This window comes from Ohtaekwangia sp. (assembly GCF_036568665.1).
GTDB lineage: Bacteria > Bacteroidota > Bacteroidia > Cytophagales > Cyclobacteriaceae > Ohtaekwangia.
Window position 1 is genome coordinate 1 of sequence record NZ_DATCSD010000391.1, and the last position, 18,531, is coordinate 18,531.

The 18,531-nt window shown below is 43.9% G+C and carries 17 protein-coding genes; 12 read left to right on the forward strand and 5 right to left on the reverse strand.

Annotated elements, in window-relative coordinates; genetic code table 11:
- Both VIN08_RS23060 and VIN08_RS23065 read left to right on the forward strand, forming a co-directional pair.
- A partial coding sequence (locus VIN08_RS23060; RefSeq protein ID WP_331970414.1) for a hypothetical protein occupies positions 1-553 on the forward strand: 553 nt, incomplete at its 5' end.
- A 23-nt stretch (positions 554-576) separates the two neighbouring features.
- The gene (locus VIN08_RS23065; RefSeq protein WP_331970417.1) at positions 577-1,440 is read left to right on the forward strand and encodes a protein-glutamate O-methyltransferase CheR; all 864 of its coding nucleotides are present in this window, start codon (positions 577-579) and stop codon (positions 1,438-1,440) included.
- A 361-nt stretch (positions 1,441-1,801) separates the two neighbouring features.
- On the opposite strand, the gene VIN08_RS23070 is transcribed toward VIN08_RS23065, so the two are convergent.
- Both VIN08_RS23070 and VIN08_RS23075 read right to left on the reverse strand, forming a co-directional pair.
- On the reverse strand, positions 1,802-2,440 hold the full coding sequence (locus tag VIN08_RS23070) for a tetratricopeptide repeat protein (protein WP_331970420.1): 639 nt from the start codon (positions 2,438-2,440) through the stop codon (positions 1,802-1,804).
- A 61-nt stretch (positions 2,441-2,501) separates the two neighbouring features.
- Positions 2,502-3,353 carry a hydroxymethylglutaryl-CoA lyase gene (locus VIN08_RS23075; protein ID WP_331970421.1) on the reverse strand — a complete coding sequence of 284 codons (852 nt, stop codon included), beginning with the start codon at positions 3,351-3,353 and terminating at the stop codon, positions 2,502-2,504.
- Positions 3,354-3,578: 225 nt separating this feature from the next.
- On the opposite strand from VIN08_RS23075, the gene VIN08_RS23080 reads away from it, so the two are divergent.
- The 6 genes from VIN08_RS23080 to VIN08_RS23105 all read left to right on the forward strand — a co-directional run bounded on the left by VIN08_RS23080 (position 3,579) and on the right by VIN08_RS23105 (position 11,678).
- On the forward strand, positions 3,579-5,345 hold the full coding sequence (locus VIN08_RS23080; protein WP_331970424.1) for a DUF1800 domain-containing protein: 1,767 nt from the start codon (positions 3,579-3,581) through the stop codon (positions 5,343-5,345).
- 15 nt (positions 5,346-5,360) lie between these two features.
- Entirely contained in the window at positions 5,361-7,097 is a 1,737-nt protein-coding gene (locus VIN08_RS23085) for a DUF1501 domain-containing protein (protein ID WP_331970427.1), read from the forward strand.
- 24 nt (positions 7,098-7,121) lie between these two features.
- Complete coding sequence (locus VIN08_RS23090) at positions 7,122-8,024, forward strand: outer membrane beta-barrel protein (RefSeq protein ID WP_331970430.1); 903 nt, start codon at positions 7,122-7,124, stop codon at positions 8,022-8,024.
- Positions 8,025-8,122: 98 nt separating this feature from the next.
- On the forward strand, positions 8,123-9,256 hold the full coding sequence (locus tag VIN08_RS23095) for a hypothetical protein (protein ID WP_331970433.1): 1,134 nt from the start codon (positions 8,123-8,125) through the stop codon (positions 9,254-9,256).
- A gap of 175 nt (positions 9,257-9,431) precedes the next feature.
- Positions 9,432-10,451 carry a UDP-N-acetylmuramate dehydrogenase gene (gene murB / locus VIN08_RS23100; RefSeq protein ID WP_331970435.1) on the forward strand — a complete coding sequence of 340 codons (1,020 nt, stop codon included), beginning with the start codon at positions 9,432-9,434 and terminating at the stop codon, positions 10,449-10,451.
- Between the two features lie 912 nt (positions 10,452-11,363).
- Positions 11,364-11,678 (forward strand): hypothetical protein, encoded by a 315-nt coding sequence (locus VIN08_RS23105; RefSeq protein ID WP_331970437.1) that lies wholly within the window; start codon positions 11,364-11,366, stop codon positions 11,676-11,678.
- Between the two features lies 1 nt (position 11,679).
- Here VIN08_RS23105 and VIN08_RS23110 read toward each other — a convergent pair whose 3' ends face one another.
- The 3 genes from VIN08_RS23110 to VIN08_RS23120 form a co-directional block, all read right to left on the reverse strand.
- On the reverse strand, positions 11,680-12,162 hold the full coding sequence (locus VIN08_RS23110) for a dCMP deaminase family protein (protein WP_331970440.1): 483 nt from the start codon (positions 12,160-12,162) through the stop codon (positions 11,680-11,682).
- 226 nt (positions 12,163-12,388) lie between these two features.
- A complete protein-coding gene (locus VIN08_RS23115) occupies positions 12,389-14,275 on the reverse strand; it encodes a cytochrome-c peroxidase (protein WP_331970443.1) in 1,887 nt (628 codons plus the stop codon).
- 89 nt (positions 14,276-14,364) lie between these two features.
- Positions 14,365-15,840: a collagen-like protein gene (locus tag VIN08_RS23120; RefSeq protein ID WP_331970446.1), complete on the reverse strand. Its 1,476-nt coding sequence runs from the start codon at positions 15,838-15,840 to the stop codon at positions 14,365-14,367.
- A gap of 228 nt (positions 15,841-16,068) precedes the next feature.
- Between VIN08_RS23120 and VIN08_RS23125 the strand changes: the two genes are divergently transcribed.
- The 4 genes from VIN08_RS23125 to VIN08_RS23140 form a co-directional block, all read left to right on the forward strand.
- A complete protein-coding gene (locus VIN08_RS23125; RefSeq protein ID WP_331970449.1) occupies positions 16,069-16,596 on the forward strand; it encodes a DUF2911 domain-containing protein in 528 nt (175 codons plus the stop codon).
- 4 nt (positions 16,597-16,600) lie between these two features.
- A complete protein-coding gene (locus VIN08_RS23130; RefSeq protein WP_331970452.1) occupies positions 16,601-17,113 on the forward strand; it encodes a hypothetical protein in 513 nt (170 codons plus the stop codon).
- Positions 17,114-17,128: 15 nt separating this feature from the next.
- On the forward strand, positions 17,129-17,887 hold the full coding sequence (locus VIN08_RS23135; RefSeq protein ID WP_331970455.1) for a DUF1080 domain-containing protein: 759 nt from the start codon (positions 17,129-17,131) through the stop codon (positions 17,885-17,887).
- Between the two features lie 386 nt (positions 17,888-18,273).
- Positions 18,274-18,531 (forward strand): META domain-containing protein (locus VIN08_RS23140; protein WP_331970458.1); only part of this gene is annotated, 258 nt, incomplete at its 3' end.

The following is an 18,531-nucleotide window of genomic DNA, read 5'->3' on the forward strand; positions in this document are numbered from 1 at the left end:
AAAAGGCTTCCATCATGCAGCCAATGCTTTCTCACAGTTTGCCGCTATCCAGCTAAGTTATAGCATTGTGCACGAAGAATTTCATGTTGTGGAAGAAGACGAAGTAAAGAACCTGCATTGTTTCATTGAGAACAAATCGTCCGTACTGATCACTACCGAGATCATCGGAGACGTGTTTGGCAAAAGCTATTTACTGATGACCGACCAGGAGTTTGATGCGATTTCAGGCGGTACATTTGGTAACGGTTCTGCCGTGAATGATATACGCGAAGAGTTTATCAAAGAGCTTGACAATATTCTATCGGCATCAGTAATCACTAAACTTGCCAACGACTTAAGACTGAAGATATATGGTAACGTGCCCATCATGATCCGGCCTTTCAGCTGCGACATGAAAAGCGTGATTGCAGATGACTTTGCAGAAGACGCCTCGGGAGTATATATCACTGCTATACGTTTTTCATTGGCCGCAAACCCCGACCTGAAACCCTGCTTTGTGTGGGTAATGCACCAGGACTTGTTCAGCATGATCGAATCCAGACAAACTACGTGATCTGCTCTATTTTTTTAACGTAAATGAATCTACCATATCAACCTGTAAAAAATATAATCATTACAGATGAAGAACTTCGCTCACTCACCGATGCGATCTTTAACCGACACCGCATTGATTTTACCGGGTATGAGCAGCAGTCTTTAAGAAGAAGAATTATCCGCGCCATGGGTGTATTCGAAATGGAAAACATCCACGAGCTGTGGGTGCGTATGCTCACCGACCAGAGTTTTATTTATTCTTTCATGGACGAGATCAGTGTGGGACTCACCGCGATGTTTCGCGATCCTATACTTTGGCGTAAAATAAAATCGTTGCTTAACGAAGAGACTATTGCCAACACACATCTCTCTATCTGGCATGCCGGCTGCTCTACCGGTGAAGAAATATATACCATGAACATTGTGGCACGCGAGTCGTTCAACAAACAGCAGATCAGAACATGGGCAACCGATATCAGCAGGCAAGCTATTGATATAGCCAGACGCGGAGAGTATCATCAGTTAAAACTGAATGAATACGAGCGGAACTACAAAGAGTATAATTTGCATGGCTCACTCAAGTGGTACTATCAGCGGCATAATGAATTGCTGGTAATGGATAAAGAACTGAGGCGTCATGTTACGTTCGATTATCACAATCTCATTACCGATTCATTTTCCTATCGCTTCGATGTGATCTTCTGTCGCAATGTGATGATATATTTTGATAATGATACGAAGCTCAAACTGTTCGATAAATTTTACAATGCTCTCAACCCGGGAGGGTTACTCATCATCGGCTTTTACGATGCCGTAATGCCCCTGATTGATGATCGCAAGTTTGGCATCCTCGATATGGATGCGAAGATCTTTATAAAGCTGGAAGAGAAAGGCGCTGTTGATTAAGTATACTCGCTCAACTTGTCTAGACAAGATAGGTACTGCATTCACCTAACGCTTTTAGCGCATTTCATAGCCCGCTCCCGGGCCGCGGGGCCCCGCATGTTCCACCTGGTCTGCATCCAATCCGCACACGCCCCTGCCAGTCCAAAGATTGGATGAGGCCCAGTTGAAACATGCTGGAAGATTTTTTCGATCCTATAGTAAGTATGGGAACGTCAGCTACCAGAATATATAGCTCTGTTTACTGGTAGCGTAAGTGAAGCGAAATGTTCAGGTGACATATACTATATCCCTGCATTCCTATTAACGGATATACCATCAACAATTAACGACTAACGCTTAACGGCTCAAAAAAAACGGCAGCTTAATAGCTGCCGTCATTATCCTGTGTTTTCTGATTACATTTTTCCTTAATTACCTCGTAGGCTTTCAGGTCACCAAGTTCACCGGCTTTGCTCAGGTCGAGGCAACCGTTCTTTACATCGCCAAAATCTATACGCAATATACCGCGCATATAGTATGCATCTACATTTTTAGGATTGATCTGAATGATCTTGGAGCAGTCGTTGATCGCATCTTCGTATGCCTGCAAAAATTGTTTAGCCTTGCCGCGGTTGAAATATGCTTCTATATAATTCTCATTGATAGAGATCGCTGAAGAAAAATCAGAGATCGCTCCATAATAATCCTGCAGTTTCATTTTTACATTGCCACGTGCAAAGAATGCATCGGCAAACTTCGGGTTCTTTTCCAGTGCCGTGTTATAGTCTTTCATCGCTCCATGACGATCGTCAAAACGATCTTTTATATTACCACGCAGATAATACGCCACTGCATAGTTAGGATCCATTTCGATTGCCTTGTTCACGTTCAGCAACGACTCCATAAATTCATTGCGCTCATATAGCTCGCGACCTTTCTGCGTATAGTCTTTTGCTGTTTGTGCCACCGCAGTAATTCCCGAACAAAGAATGAGGCACACGACTAAAATCTGGTTCTTCATACAATCGAATTTAAACAAAAGTAAACGAATATCGAGCCACAAAATGCAGGAAGTAATATTTTCAATGCTTTGGAAATATTTCATCTGCCAGTTGTAACGATCCGGCAAAGGTCCGGGCATCCAATCCGGTGTTTATACCTTGCTGCTCCAGGTAATACAAGATCGTTTCGGTAGCTACATTGCCAACCAGTTCATCTTCTGCCATCGGGCATCCGCCATAGCCACGAATAGCACCATCAAAGCGCTTGCATCCAGCCTCATACGCAGCTTCGATCTTCTCCAGCGCAGTAGCCGGTGTCGAGTGTAAATGTACTCCCAACTCTATGGCTGGGTAACGCGCTGATAGTGTGGTGAACAACGCCCGTATACTCTCCGGAGATGAAACACCGATGGTATCGGCAAGCGATATAACTTCACAGCCCAGCGTAATGAGAATCTCAACGAACTGCTCTACTATAGTATAATCGTACGGATCGCCATACGGATTGCCGAAACCCATGCTGATATAGGTTACTAACTTTTTACCGGATGCTGCACAGATGTTCTGTATCTCGGCAATAGTGTTGAGCGCTTCCGTTATCGACTTGTTGGTATTACGCTGCTGAAAAGTTTCGGATATAGAGAGCGGAAAACCGAGATAGGCAATACCCTCGTAACGAGCTGCTTCTTCGGCTCCACGTGTATTGGCTACAATTGCCAACAGTTTGGATATACTCTCGCGCCATTGCAATTGTTCCAGCACTGCCGCAGTATCGCGAAGCTGCGGTATCGCTTTTGGTGACACAAAGCTTCCGAAATCTATAGTATCAAATCCTACTTTTAGTAAATGATTCAGATACCGTATCTTCTGCTCTGTGGGAATGAACTGCTCAAGCCCTTGCATGGCATCCCGCGGACACTCGATAATTTTCATTGTATCGTTAAAGATAATGTATATGCTATATATACCGGTAAAAAAATACAGTTATACTCTCTTCAGCACCATTCGTGCACAGTTCGTTTTGCTATTCATACCCCGGTGACTCAAAACTATAGGAAAATAGTTTCAGTTATCGGAAGCTAATGCAGTTTATCACCCTTTTGGATAATTTTGTACTGATTCCCCCGATTAAGAAGACCGAAAACTACCCTACATTATATGCCATTACCCGAATATGGAGGAACCCTGGGCCAAAAAAGAGCCGCCCACTTGCTCCGAAGAGCAACCTTTGGTGCCACCAAACAACAGATTGATTCCTTTGCAGGACTCACTCCTGCACAAGCCATCACGCAACTATTTCGACAAACACTTCCCGATCCCGTATTACCCATCGATCCTAAAACAGGTGCAGAGTGGGTAACAACAGGAACTACCGGAGCAAACAGCAAAGATGGAGACTTGATGAATTATTTATTAAGCTGGTTCCTCGGCCAGATGATGAACAGTTCATTAGCATACTCAGCGCGCGAAAAAGTTGTTCTCTTCCTCCACACGCATTTTACTATGCGTACCGAGAAAGTAAATAACACGCGCTCTGTATATTTCCAGAACCAGCTCTTCCGCCAGTTTGCACTCGATGCTACATCCGCTGATGCCGATGTAAATTTCAAAACGCTTACTGTAAAAGCAAGTGTTGATAACGCGATGCTGGAGTTACTCGATGGAAGACTGAATGTAAAAGGAAGCTTCAACGAAAACTATGCACGCGAGCTGCTGGAATTATATTCCATCGGTCGCGGATTGGAAGTTGACCCTCCTACTACTTCCGGGCAGGAAGGCGATTATGGAGTATATACCGAGGACGATGTAAAAACTGCGGCCCGTATATTAACCGGTTGGGATGTAGACGATTCTTATTCGAACCTTGATCCGGATACAAATTTACCGCGCGGTAAAGTAAAGGGAAGCACTACCAACGCTTCTTCGCACGATAACGATCAAACTAAACCCAAACAATTCAGTTCTAATTTTACAAGCACATTATTTCCCGGCAATGTTATTACTCCCGATCCGCTATTGATGCCGGGCGGTGTTCCTACGGAAGAGAGTGCACTGGATGAGATCACTAAACTTATAGACCTGATCTACGAACAGGAAGAGACTGCGAAGAATATATGTCGTAAAATATACCGCTTCTTTGTGTGGGCACCGCATACAAAAGATGAGACGGATCCGATCGAAGCAAGTGTGATTGCAGAGATGGCCAACACATTCAGAACCGGTAATTTTAAATTACAACCTGTTATCGAAAATTTACTGCGCAGTCAGCATTTCTATGATGCAGCCGCGAATGTTACCGATGATGCGTATGGCGGGTTGATCAAATCACCGATTGATCTGATACTGGGCACCTTGAAATTCTTCAATGTACAAGTACCTGATCTGAGTACACAGACAGAACAGTTCTATACCATGACGGGCAGAATACTTAATGAAGTAGTGGATCTCGGCATGGCATTCTATAACCCATACGATGTTGCCGGATATGAAGCGTATCACCAGTTCCCGGTATTTCATCGTTACTGGATCACTACCAACTCGCTAAGCAAGCGCTATATATTTATGGAGAAGTTCCTGGATCCCACCGCTCCGCTCGATCCGCTTACTATAAATAGTTACGACTATATAAGAACCAACTTTGCGGGTGTGGCACCCAATGCCGATGCATTGGTAAAAGACCTGGTGGTATACCTGCTGCCGCATCACGATGATCTCACATTTACCGATGGTGCCGATACAACGGCCAGCCTAACCGCCAAGCGCCTCACCTACTTCAAGAATCGTTTCCTCACCGATGTAAATATAAATCCCGAAGCATATTGGGCGAATACCTGGAACCAGGGAACCGATCTCGAAGAACTCCGACTGTGGCTCAACAGATTGCTCAATGCCATTTTACAATCGCCCGAATATCAATTAGCCTAAACCCTTTACCTCTATATGAATAAGTCAAGAAGAGATTTTTTAAAGAAGCTTCCTCTAGCGATGAGTATTCCTTTTACCATAGAAGGAATTACCATGCGGGTAATGGGCCAGGATAATACACTCACAAAATTAGCGGCTGCTGCCGGTGCTACCGATCGTGTTCTCATTATTCTGCAAATGCATGGTGGTAACGATGGACTGAACTGCTGTATACCGGTTGCTGCTTATGCTGATTACTATAACAAACGCCCGAATATAGCTATACCCGCTGCCAACAGCTTGCGTAAATATGTACCGCTGGATAGTACGCTGGATGAAAATGCACAGATTGGTCTTCACCCGGATATGATCGCGATGAAAACACTATACGATCAGGGACGCATGACGATCGTACAAGGTGTATCGTATAAAAATAACAACGGCTCTCACTTTCGTGGTCGCGATATACAATTTATGGGAGGCTCCTATAGCGACTACTTCCAGTCAGGATGGCTCGGTCGTTACTTGCAGGGAGAATATGCACCCGATCGTTACCCGGAAGATTTTCCTACTGCCGATATGAAAGATCCATTGGCGATTGAGATCGGTAACGATGAGTCGCTCATCTTTCACCAGCAGGGAAATATACCTACATCGTTCACACTATCAGAAGACGGATTGGATGACCTGACTGACCTGGAAGGGTTCTTCGAAAATCAAACTACCGATCCGCGCGGTATACCTCCGGAGTATCTGAAAGATTCTTACTACTATAAAGAGTTGAAATGGATACTGGACCTGGAAGATAAAACACAAACCTATACCGAGCGATTAATTGCATTGCTCAAAACCAGTCAGCCGACAACGGTAACCTATCCGGAATCATATCCTTTCAATGCACCTTCAGGAAGTTTACGTAATCCGCTGCAGAAACAATTGCAACTGGTAGCGCGCCTGTTAAGTACGGAATGTAAAACACGTGTGTTCCTGGTAAAGATCGGAGGATTCGATACACATGCCGACCAGGTAGAGAAGTACGATCCAACGATGGGGTCACACGCAGCGCTCATGTATCACGTGGCTACAAGTATGCGCGCCTTCCAGGAAGATCTTCGTGCAAGGGGAATTGAAGATCGTGCGCTGACAATCACTACATCAGAATTTTCGCGCAGAGTTGTATCCAACGCCAGCTATGGCACCGATCATGGCACAGCAGGGCCGATGTTTATATTCGGTAAAGGAGCAAAGCCCGGTGTGGTGGGCAATGCATTCGAGACGAATGAAAATGGTTCGAACCTCGCCATGCAATACGATTACCGAAATGTATATGCGAACATCATGCGCGACTGGATGGGCGTGAATGATACTCAACTGGATAAAATATTTCCTTTTTCCGATGATGATCCGACCAAAGGCGGCCTGATGACTACGAGTACATCAGACGGTACAAGGTTCGAACAATTGCCGGTAGCACAGCAAACCATTACCGGCAACGAAGGATTTATAGGCGATCGCTTTTCGCTGGAAGATTGCTATCCGAATCCGGCAAAAGATAAAACCACGGTACACTTCCGCGTAAACAGCGCTTACCATGTAACGGTAAACCTATATAACAACGAAGGCAAGAAAATGAAACCGCTGGTAGACGGAGTATATAATCCGGGAGAGCATAAAGTAGATGTTGATCTTACAGGTTTACCCGTGGGAACCTATATTTATGAATTGAAGACCGGTTTTTATAAAGAAGCCAAGAAACTTATCATCACAAAATAAAAACAAGCACCTCCACAACCCCTTATGAAAAAACTTTACCTCTTGCTGTTCTGCTTTTTACTGGCAGCTAACGTTTCGTTGGCGCAAAGTAGTAAAAGTAAAAAGCGGAAATCTCCCGCAGCCTATAATAAACAGAACAAGGAAAACGAACGCTTCCTCGAAAAACAATGGTGGCTTGGTGTAAAGGGCGGCATGAACCTCACCAAAGTAAATGTCGTCACCAACTTTTCCATTATAGCACCTACCAACTACGATGCTTCCGAAAGCGGAAAGAAATATAAGAACTTCAACCTCGTGGGAAGTCAGTTCACCATGGAGGCTATGTTTTATTTCAAGCGCTTCACGTTTAGTCTTCAGCCAACGTATCAGCACAGTCGCTTTGCCTACTCTAACCAGTATAAATGGATCAGCACGGCAGAGAACAACGCGAACAGTGTAGAGCTGAAGTACAACCAGGAGCAGAAAGTGGATCATGTACTTATACCCTTGCTGGTAAAATATGAGTTCGGCAGCAACAAGCTCAGACCGTATTTACAGATTGGTATATTTCAGGCTATACGCGTAAGCGCTACCAAAGCAGTAACCGTATCGGGTATAGATCAGGCTTCGGGTGGTAAAAATGAATTTAGCGATGAAACGGTAACGGTTGGCGCCAAAGATCTCTTTGCCAAAAACTATTGGGGCTTTATTGCCGGTGCCGGTGCCTACTATACATTAGGCAACAACGTGCGTCTTAACCTCGATGTGCAGTATAAATATGGTATGAGCAACATCTCGTCTACCAAGAATCGTTATAGCAACGACCGCCTGGCCGGTATAGGCGATGCGATGGACGATCTGAACATGGACAACCTTGCTATATCAGTAGGTTGTTTGTTTCCATTACGATTCCTGGAGAGTGGTTTCAAATCGTTAGACCGTAAATGATGTTCACTATGCTGCAAAAAATATTTTCATCTCTTATAATAGTCGCGGTTGCATTCTCTCTGATAATGTGTGGAGAAGCCGACAATCCGCAGGCCGAAATGAATCAGTTCGTTTCTGTATTTGATAACAACCAGTTTAACGCTGGATTTAATCCCATCGACATGGTGCAGACCGATGATGGCAGTTATATAGTACTGGCAGAAGAAAAAGTTACCGACACTACCGAGATCCCCAATATTTACTTATTGAAGGCCGACAAGTATGGAAACTTTGTAAAGGAACTCGAGATTGGCGATAGTCTCATCAATCCCGTAGGGCACTTAACGGTGGTGGAGAATAAACTATATTTCTTCTGCATGGTATCAGTAGTGAAAGCCAACGGTAAGGATGCACGCCTCGCTTCGTTCGACAGCAACCTCGATGGATTTAAAACCACCAACCTGAACGGTATCACCTACCCTGCTGCAGCTTCGTATGCCGGTAACCAGTTTGTACTGCTCAGTTATAATATAGACGACAAGCTTTCGGTGATCTCTACTATATCTGCAGCGGGTGCTGTTACCAAATCGAAAGGCTATACTGTAGGCGAAGGTGACGATAGTGAAGAACCTATCCTCAATCACTTTCTGCGCACCGACAAGATATTTCCATTTGATGTAGGGCTTGTGGCCGGTGGTGTTTACTACTTCAACGGGTTCTATAACTATACTTTCTCGCTGGTATTTACCAATATAAGTGACGATGAGCCGATGGGTATAGTGGCGGGATATAATGATAAGGGCGGCTTTAGTGCTATCACACCGCTCAGCGCGAGTAAATATGCGGCCGCGCGTTTCAATTTTGGAAATAATTACCTGCTTCCTAACACCACCATCACCGCTACCAGCAATGCGACCAGCACCGATGCTAACTTCAAGGGATACTCATTGCCCGAATTGATTCCGGATACCAAAGTAAAAATCCTTCGCGCTACTGCGAAAGAGAAAAATATACTGATCTATGGTGCTGATACACAAACACGGCAGATCGGTTTATACTTCTATAATGAAGCCGATGGTACCTTTATGAGCAGCCGTTATCTCGGATTTTCCAATCCATACCAGATCGGTTGTATGATCGCCACTGAAGATGGTGGATTAGCAGTATGCGGCACTACCTATCTTGCCGGACGCTTCCCGCGCATCTGTATCTTTAAACTTTCGAAGGAAGAAGTTGCATCGAACGTGAAGTAGTGTGTAAGATTGCTCCATGCAATCGGGCACAACACCTATCATACGCGTTATACACTATACACAGGCCATTGAATCGTGCATTCAATGGCCTGTTCTATGGATAGCGGGCACGATAATGGAGGATATACCTCTTCACCGGATGCACTATATTTCATCATCACACAGGTCTTAACACATGATCATCCAGAAAAATGTAAGCCTTGCTCCGTTCAATACATTCGGTATGCAGGCAACAGCAAAAGAATTTACCGTGCTTCATTCCATCGAAGATGTACAGCAGTTGCTGGCAGCCGATGATTTTAAAAAGCAACGCGTATTGATACTCGGTGGCGGAAGCAATGTGCTGCTCACGAAAAATTTTGATGGACTGGTAGCGAAGGTGGAGATCCTCGGGAAAAAAGTTATCCACAAAGATGATGAGCAGGTAGTATTACACGTAGGTGCCGGAGAGAACTGGCATGCATTTGTTATGTATTGTGTGGATAATAACTGGGGCGGAATAGAAAATCTTTCATTGATACCCGGTACAGTAGGTGCTGCACCGATGCAAAACATTGGTGCGTATGGTGTGGAGATCAAAGATGTGATCGACTCAGTAGAAGCAATTGATGTTCACTCCGGTGCTATGCGAACATTTTCTAATGAAGAATGTCGTTTCGGTTATCGCGAAAGTATTTTCAAGCAAGAGGTAAAGGATCAATATATCATTACCGGTGTTACGTTACGACTCACAACAAAAAATCATCGCTTCAACAGCAGTTATGGTGCAGTAACGGATACCATGAAAGTGTTGGGATATCACGAAGCATCGGTACGTGCTATCAGCGATGCAGTTATCCACATTCGCAGAAGTAAACTTCCTGATCCGGCACAGATCGGTAATGCAGGAAGCTTCTTCAAGAACCCAACCATCGATGCTGCATTATATGAATCGTTAAAGAAAACATACATCGATATTCCCGGATATACTGCCGGAAACAACATGTTTAAAGTACCCGCAGCATGGTTGATAGAACAATGTGGATGGAAAGGAAAACGCTTCAACAACATTGGTGTACATCAGCATCAGGCACTTGTTCTGGTAAACTATGGAGGTGGTGAAGGAGAAAAAATATGGGAGTTAGCAATGAAAATTCAGTTGAGCGTGAAAGAAAAATTCAACATCACACTTCATCCGGAAGTGAATGTAGTGTGAGTAATGATGATGCTATGCATTCAACTTTTACTATCAACGACATGATCATTTATCACTTCATGGTATGTTTATCATCGCTTCATTACTCGCTAAAAATTATTGCTTCAAAAAATTTTTTGCGAAAAATTTTTGTAGATAAATTTTTTGTTACTACTTTTCGTATAGTTTAAACATAAAATTAAAAACGCTATGGCAAAATCAGCGAAGAAAGCGGCTAAGAAGTCTGCAAAAAAGACTGCTAAGAAAGCTGCTAAGAAGAAGAAGTAATTAGGTTTGACCTAAGAAACTTTGCGAAGGGAAGTAAATCGGATTTACTTCCCTTTCGTTTTTTATAGCACTTTCACTCCGCTATATTCATTGTTATAGCAGTTCCATCCTTAGCCGAATATAGGCTTTCTCTCTCCTTTTTATTGCTTACAACGGTCTGAACACTGCTTTTCAGCAATTACATTCTCATTTTATGTCTCGCTGAAAACACAATGCATGAGTATATATTGTTAAACTTCTGCTTTAAGTGAACGAGAAAGTTATACACATTGATCAGATCCGGATCACAACAGCATCGCGCATCAACACGTGAAGATCATAAAGCATAATTGTGGATAATTCATTCCTGCTATCAATCATGTAACTGGTTCAATCAACCAGCATCGTTACTGATGTGCGTACGCAAAGCATCAATCTTCCCATCGTTCTATAAAATTATATAGCACACATCATCGTTTATCTCGCATACATCCGTTCCTGTATACATGCATGCAACAGAAGAAAAAGCATCACACCGTATTCAGAATAGAGTTGATACAACGATCAATCCACACTCGGTTGCGTAAATTTTATCCACACGAAGCTTGTCTTACGCTACCATCACTCGTAACTTTCTCTTGTTAAACAACAAACAACATCATTACTATGGCAAAAGCAACCGCTAAAACAGCAACGAAAGCTCCGGCAAAGACCGCGAAAGCAAAAGCAACACCTTCATTCGATATTGAGAAAGCAAGTGAAGAAGCATTGAAGAAGCTGCAGGAGTTAGGCATCGATCAACAACTGCAATCTGATCTTGAGTGGTGCCTCGGAAGTTACCGTCACGATAGAAATCCTTCCGGTTTATATGAAGCAGTAGGTCGTTCGCTCACTATATTCAATGCAGAGAAGGCCAAGAAAACAAAAGGCGTAACCGTTAAACTGATTGGCGACCTGGAGAAAGCGCTGAAAGTACAATAACCTATATCATGTGCGTCACATTCGCCAGTGACCCGCTGAACTTCTCTACCTCTACCCCAAACTTCAGAAGGAAATCAACGCCTTCATCAGAAGGTATTCCCTTATGCTGAGCATACGAGTTCAGGTATACCACTTTACTAATCCCCATCGAGTAAATGATACGTGAACATGCCAGGCAGGGAGAAAGCGTTATATATAATGTTGCTCCCTCCACAGAAGTTTTATTCTTGACAGCATAAAGTATAGCATTCTGCTCGGCATGCAGTGCCAGCGAGCAACCACCTTTAGAATCGCGCGGGCATCCGGTCTCCGGCCACTCTTCATCGCAGTTGTGTGTCCCTGCCGGCGGACCATTATACCCGATCGAGATGATGCGTGTATCTTTTGTAAGCACAGCACCAACATGGCGTTTGATACAATGCGAACGTCTGGCCAGATTTACCGCCAGCTCCATGTAAATATCATCAAATGCAGGACGAGACATACCGGCAAAAATAAAGGATTACTCGGACATCCGTTAATCGTTATCCGTTATTCGTTAGACGTTACACGTTAACGGTTATCCGTTATTAAAGTGTGCCTTCACTTCAGCATTCGTTGATCGGTGTTCCTTGTTCGTTATTCAATCTCGTTATCCATTAATAGTTATCCGCTATCCGGATTTACTAATAACGATTCACTATCCACGAATAACGGTTAACTTATAACGGTCAGTAGTCTCCACCAATTCTTCGGGCATTCAGTTTCTCATCATTGAACTTCGGCAATGTTGCTGGCCACGTGGTGAGTGAAGTAGTATCGGTGAGCGTATGTATAAAGGAAATGATCTGCTGTTGCTCTTGAGCGGATAACGCTAATTTACCAGGAGGAAGTGTTTGATTCGGTAATTCAGCACCAATGCCGGCTCCCCCTCCGCGATTATAAAAATCAATGACCTCTTCCAGATTTTTGAATACACCGTTGTGCATATAGGGTGCAGTGAGTGCAGCGTTACGCACCGTAGGTGTTTTGAATGCATGCTTGTGCAAATCGCGGTGATAGGTATTGAACTTGCCAACATCACCATCGGCAGTAGCACGCAGTGTATCGACATGTGCAGGTATACCTAATACTTCTGCTTCCGTATCGCTATACTGTGGTGGCACCGTTCCGTTCGTTAAGGGTATAAAATGACAGGTTGCACACTTTGCTTTTCCCATGAACAGATTGAAGCCGGCAATTTCATCGGCTGTTAATGCGGCTTCATCGCGCATATAGCGATCGAACGGTGAGTTAAGTGCTGTTAATGTACGGATATAGGCGGCCAGTGCTGTTTGTATATTTCGTTTGTCGATTGCTGCTTCTGCACCAAATGCTTTCCGAAACATCGCTACATATTCTTTACTCCCTGCGAGTATAGCCGATGCCTTTGCGATATCACCATGCATCTCCTGTGGATTCGTCATTACATCCGTTACCTGGTCTTCGATGAAGTGAACACGTTGATCCCAGAATTGTGATTTCTGAAAACCGGAATTGATCAACGTAGGTGCGTTGCGTGCAATCTCTCCGTTAGCTCCGAATGCCATACTCTTGATCTTGCCATCGGTAAAGGCTTTGGAAGGTATATGACACGATACGCAGGCGCGTGCATGATTGCCGGATAACACCGGATCGAAGAATAACATCTTGCCCAACACAGCAACTTCCGGCTTCAAGTCGCGATTATAGGTTGGTGAGAAAAAATCGGAATTGATTACATCTTTCGAAAAGAAATGAGGTTTATCCATGCGAAAGGCTGTAACCCAGGCGTTGTTCGGAATTTTTAACGACTGCTGATAAGTATAGATCTGTGCGGAGAGTTTATTCAGGTATTGACGGATGAAGGTGGCGCGATCAAAACTATTAAAGTCGGGATGCTCATCCAGGTATTGGTTCGCAGATTGAAAAAGTATATGCAGTTTCCTTTCTTCTGTTGCAACGGCGGTTGTGTTGCTATAGCAGGCAAGCATGGCTTCTATACCTTGCAACGCAGCTTTGGCTTCGGGCATCGACTGAAAAGATACAGGCGAATCAAAACCGGATATACCCAGACTTATAATAGTAAGTATCTCCAGGCGTGCAGCTTCAAATACATTGGCATCGTTCAGTGCATTGCTTCGTACAATCTGTCGCAGGTTGTTGATGATCGCTTTGAATGCGCGTATCTCTTGCTGAAATGCCTTCTCATCCCATTCGTCTCCATATAGTATCTCTTCCAAAACCTGGAAACCGGTGGGTGCAATTACTTTATCATCATACTCTTCTGCTTCGGCCAGGGCTGGCCCGTTGATGCGATCATTCTCTTCCGGAAAATAAAAGATCACCAGCGATTCTATCTTTTTAAAATGATGGCGCGCCCGCACAAAGTATTGCTTACAAGTATCGCGATCAAATGTACTCCGGTCGCTGAGTGCTGCTGCAATGGTATAGAGTGAATCTGCTTCTGCTATAAAAAGATCGTTGACACGCGCTGCCGGTGATTGATCGGAGTTTATAGCATGATCGGTTTTACAGGAAATAAAAAGGCCCATCAGCAGAAATGCTGATACGCTTGCTATACGTTTGGTCGCCACCATATACACTATATATTAAATGTAAAAAAACTGCCCGGAGAAACTCCGGGCAGTGGGTACCACCCCTTTTAACCTATGAAACGAAAAGTATTTTATCTGGGAAGACCGTGCAACACTACGATCTGGCTTCCTTCATCAAAGGAAGTGGCGAGCGAACCCCCATCTACACCTTTAAAGTAAGGTGAGTGCCAGCTATGCACTTGTATATTCAGCGTAAATGTGTTGGGTATACCGAGGATGTCTGATACATCCAGCATCGCACCATATTCCCATCCACCAAAATTTGAAGTACCGTATATCGCCTCAGCGTCTGCCTGACCGCGATAGTGGTTCAGTTCAAATACTTTTTTCAGTTCGCCAGTCTTCAGGTTATATTGATAGAGGTATGCATCGTGATCGATACCTGCATACTGATTCGGATCTTCCGTAATATAGGCATAGTTGGTTGTCACCATAATGTTATCAGGATCCTGGAAAGTTTTCGCTTTCCCTGCACGATCATCACCATCCAGTATCAAAGTAAGTTTACCTTTCAGCGGATCAGTAGCATCGAGCACCAGTTTATAGGTGCGTCCATATTTTGTACGATCGGAGTTATTATCCTGACCGGTAGCATTGAAATAAAGTTCTCTGCCAACACCATCTTTACGATAGTCGATATCTTCTACGCGGCCGAGCGATAAAGCTTTCAGTGCAGTAGCCGCTGCGTTGGTTTGTGCACCGGTAATGGTTTTATGATTCTCGATCTTTACAAACTCTACATCTACGGTATTGTTCAAGGTAACATCTACTTCGCGCGGATTCTGATCAACACGTCTCATCACATATACACTTCCATTCTCTAAGTCACCCACCGTGCCGGAAACATATAGGGCAACTTGTCCGCCATCCGTGCCGGAGTCATCATCACCAATAACAATTACCGTTTTACCGGTATAGGCAGTCTTCGGAAGCGGCACAGCATTCTCCGCATACCAGCGACCAAGACCCGGAAGAAAATTACTTACCGAAGGTGTTGCTGCAGCCAATGGATTAAGACCGTGTATCTGCGCGCTGTTGTTTTCAGAACAGGTAAGAAACAACGGACCAAAGCCGTGCTCTTCCGGTGTTGCCAATGTAGCTGAGCATAATCTCTTCTGTCCTCCATCCGAGTTCAACAGGTATTCACCTTTCAGCGGACGAAATGTTTTATCAAAAGTAATTCTCGATACGGCGATGTTATCTTCATTGTTTACCACCATTACAAAACCGTTATCAGTCTTCAGTAAACCTGCACCATCGGCAGCACCACCAAATACATACGCAGGAGACTCCGGAAAATAATCGGCACTACCTAACAATGAAAATGTTTCAACACTTTCAAAGCCCGGAAGTTTTTTCAGAAATGTAGAAGTAGTAGAGTGGCTTGCCAGAACAACTTCGTTGGCAGCATCACCAGTGTCGCCTTTATCACCGGCATCACCTTTGTCACCTTGCGGTCCTGCATCGCCTTGAGGTCCTTCACACGCTGTCATCACCAGCGCTCCTGCCAGCAGCAGGCACATCATTTTTGTAAATAATTTTTCCATGAATAGGGGGATTAAACTGTAAGCGAAAATTATAGTGACAGTAATACCTGAATGTCAATCACCCTTTACCAGCTTGTTAATATTTGATTTTTACCGAAGGCATAAAAATTTCTAAAAAATGATTCGTTATGAAGAAGTTAGCACACATACAGGCAGCCGGGAGCATTACCGAATTGAAACGTGAGTGTTAACCTGTAGATGAATTCTAAATTATTATCTTTAAACCCCATGACACGCTATCTTTTTACTCTTTATTGCCTGGCTTTTTTTGTTGCCGCATCAGCACAGGAGATTCGCCCGAGAACCAGTCCGCTGGATGTTATCTCCATGCGCTATAAGGAATCGTACGTGAAGCTCACCTATTCACAACCTTATAAGAAAGGCCGCGAAATATTTGGCAAGCTTATACCGTTTGGAAAAGAGTGGAGTCCCGGAGCCAACGAAGCAACCGAGATCACACTTACCAAAGACCTCACTTTTAAAGGCTTCCTGGTAAAAGCCGGAACATACTCTATATTTACTATACCCGATAAAGAAAAATGGACCATCATTATCAATAAGGATATAGGGCTGTGGGGCTCCTATAATTATAATCAGAAGCAAGACCTGATCCGGTTTGATGTGCCCGTGCAATCCACAGGCGACCTGGTATATGAACCACTCACCATGAAATTTGACCAGCGAAACGATGTGGCAGACCTTTTGATAATGTGGGATAGAACGAAGATTACTATTCCGATTAAGTTCATAAATTAAACGCATGATCCGCTCTACCCTACCTGTACTGCTCCTGCTCGTAACCGTATACGTGCAGGCACAAAGCATAGAAGACCTGGAAAAACGAAACGGCTTTAAAGATATTCAGCTGGGCTCGCTGGCCGATTCGGTAAGAGGCTCGAAGATGAAGAAGGAGTTTAAGGAGAAAGATACTTACCCGGCCAAGCTATATTCTGTAGAGCACACGGATTATGAAAAGATCGGTGAAGTAAAAGTAAAGGACATTGAGCTGAAGGCGTATAAAGATCTGATCTATGAGATTACAGTGATCACAGAAAAAGATCCACGCCTGATGAAAGCACTCGAGTCACTCTATGGTAAAGCCGATTATGACATGAAGAACCAGCTGTATTTCTGGAAGAGTGATCGCATTATGCTGCGGTTTAAAGCTACCGGTAAACATGAACTGGTGCTGGAGTATACTTCGCCCATTGTGCGCAACATGATGAAAGAAGATAAAGAGAAAAAGGTAAACGACATTGCTAACGACTTTTAAACAAACCAGACCAATATGCAAAAAGCCAATCACGTATTTGTAGCACTTGCACTGCTTGGTGCAGGCACCCTGGCACAGGCACAGGATCAACCCAATAAAAAAACTCCGGAGTCATCAGAAATATGGGAGCCACAGCCTCGCATTATTACCGCTGCCGAAAAAGTTGGCGATGCACCTTCTGATGCAACTGTACTCTTCGATGGTAAATCTTTTGATAACTGGGTATGTATTGATGGCACCGCTCCCAAGTGGACATTGAAAGATGGTGCTATGACAGTAGTAGCCGGAGCAAAAGATATTAAAACGAAAAAAGAGTTTGGCGATTTTCAGTTACATGTAGAGTGGCGCTCACCGGCAGAAGTTGATCCGAAGCAGGTAAGCCAGGGCCGCGGCAACAGCGGTATATTTCTGCAGGAGCGTTACGAAGTACAGGTACTGGATAACTACAACAACAAGACTTACGCCAACGGACAGGCTAGTTCAATTTACAAACAACATATTCCGTTGGTAAACGCTTGCCGCAAGCCAGGCGAATGGCAGGTATATGATATATTCTTTACCGCGCCACGCTTCAACGCAGAAGGCCGCATTATCTCACAGGCGTATGTTACCGTAGTACACAACGGTGTGCTTACCCTCAACCACGTAGCCATCTGGGGCCCCACAGAATATATAGGTTTACCAGTATATAAAGCGTACGAAAAAGGGCCAATCCGTTTACAGGATCATGGCAATGCCGTAAGCTATCGCAACATCTGGATACGCGATCTTTAATCATTGATCACTATTCGTTAAGGTTACATGTTGATCGTTAACTGTTCAAAGTACAGTAAGGTATTCCCACTTTACTGATTGCAAAAAGGAACAGCCCTTATCAGAAGTAATATATCTTTTAAGAAGATTTCTTTCCAGTAGTGTCAGTTACGGACAACTGACACTACTGTTACTTACTTCAACATTCGTTAATCGATGTTCCTTGTTCGATATTCAATTCCGTTAATCGTTATTCGTTAATCGTAAACAGGAATACTTTCGGCCTCTCTGTCTTCCGGACCTTTATACTTCAACATTCGTTGATCGATATTCCTTGTTCGATATTCATAGCTGTTAGCGAATAACGGATAACTATTAGTAACTTTCCGTAAATAAAGACCCCCCTTATGAAAAAGCTCATCTTCTTTTCGCTTCTGGTTTTTTTTCAATGTAAAACAACACAAAACAACGAGAGCGTGGCAAGCCTGGAAAATACATATTGGAAACTGGCCGACATCAATGGCATGCCGGTGGAAACACCCGATGGTTCTAAAGAAGTATACTTCGTATTGAGCAATGAAGGCGGAGAAAAACGGATAAAAGGTTTTGCCGGATGCAACGGACTGGGCGGTAATTATACCCAGGAAGGAAACAAAATAAAATTC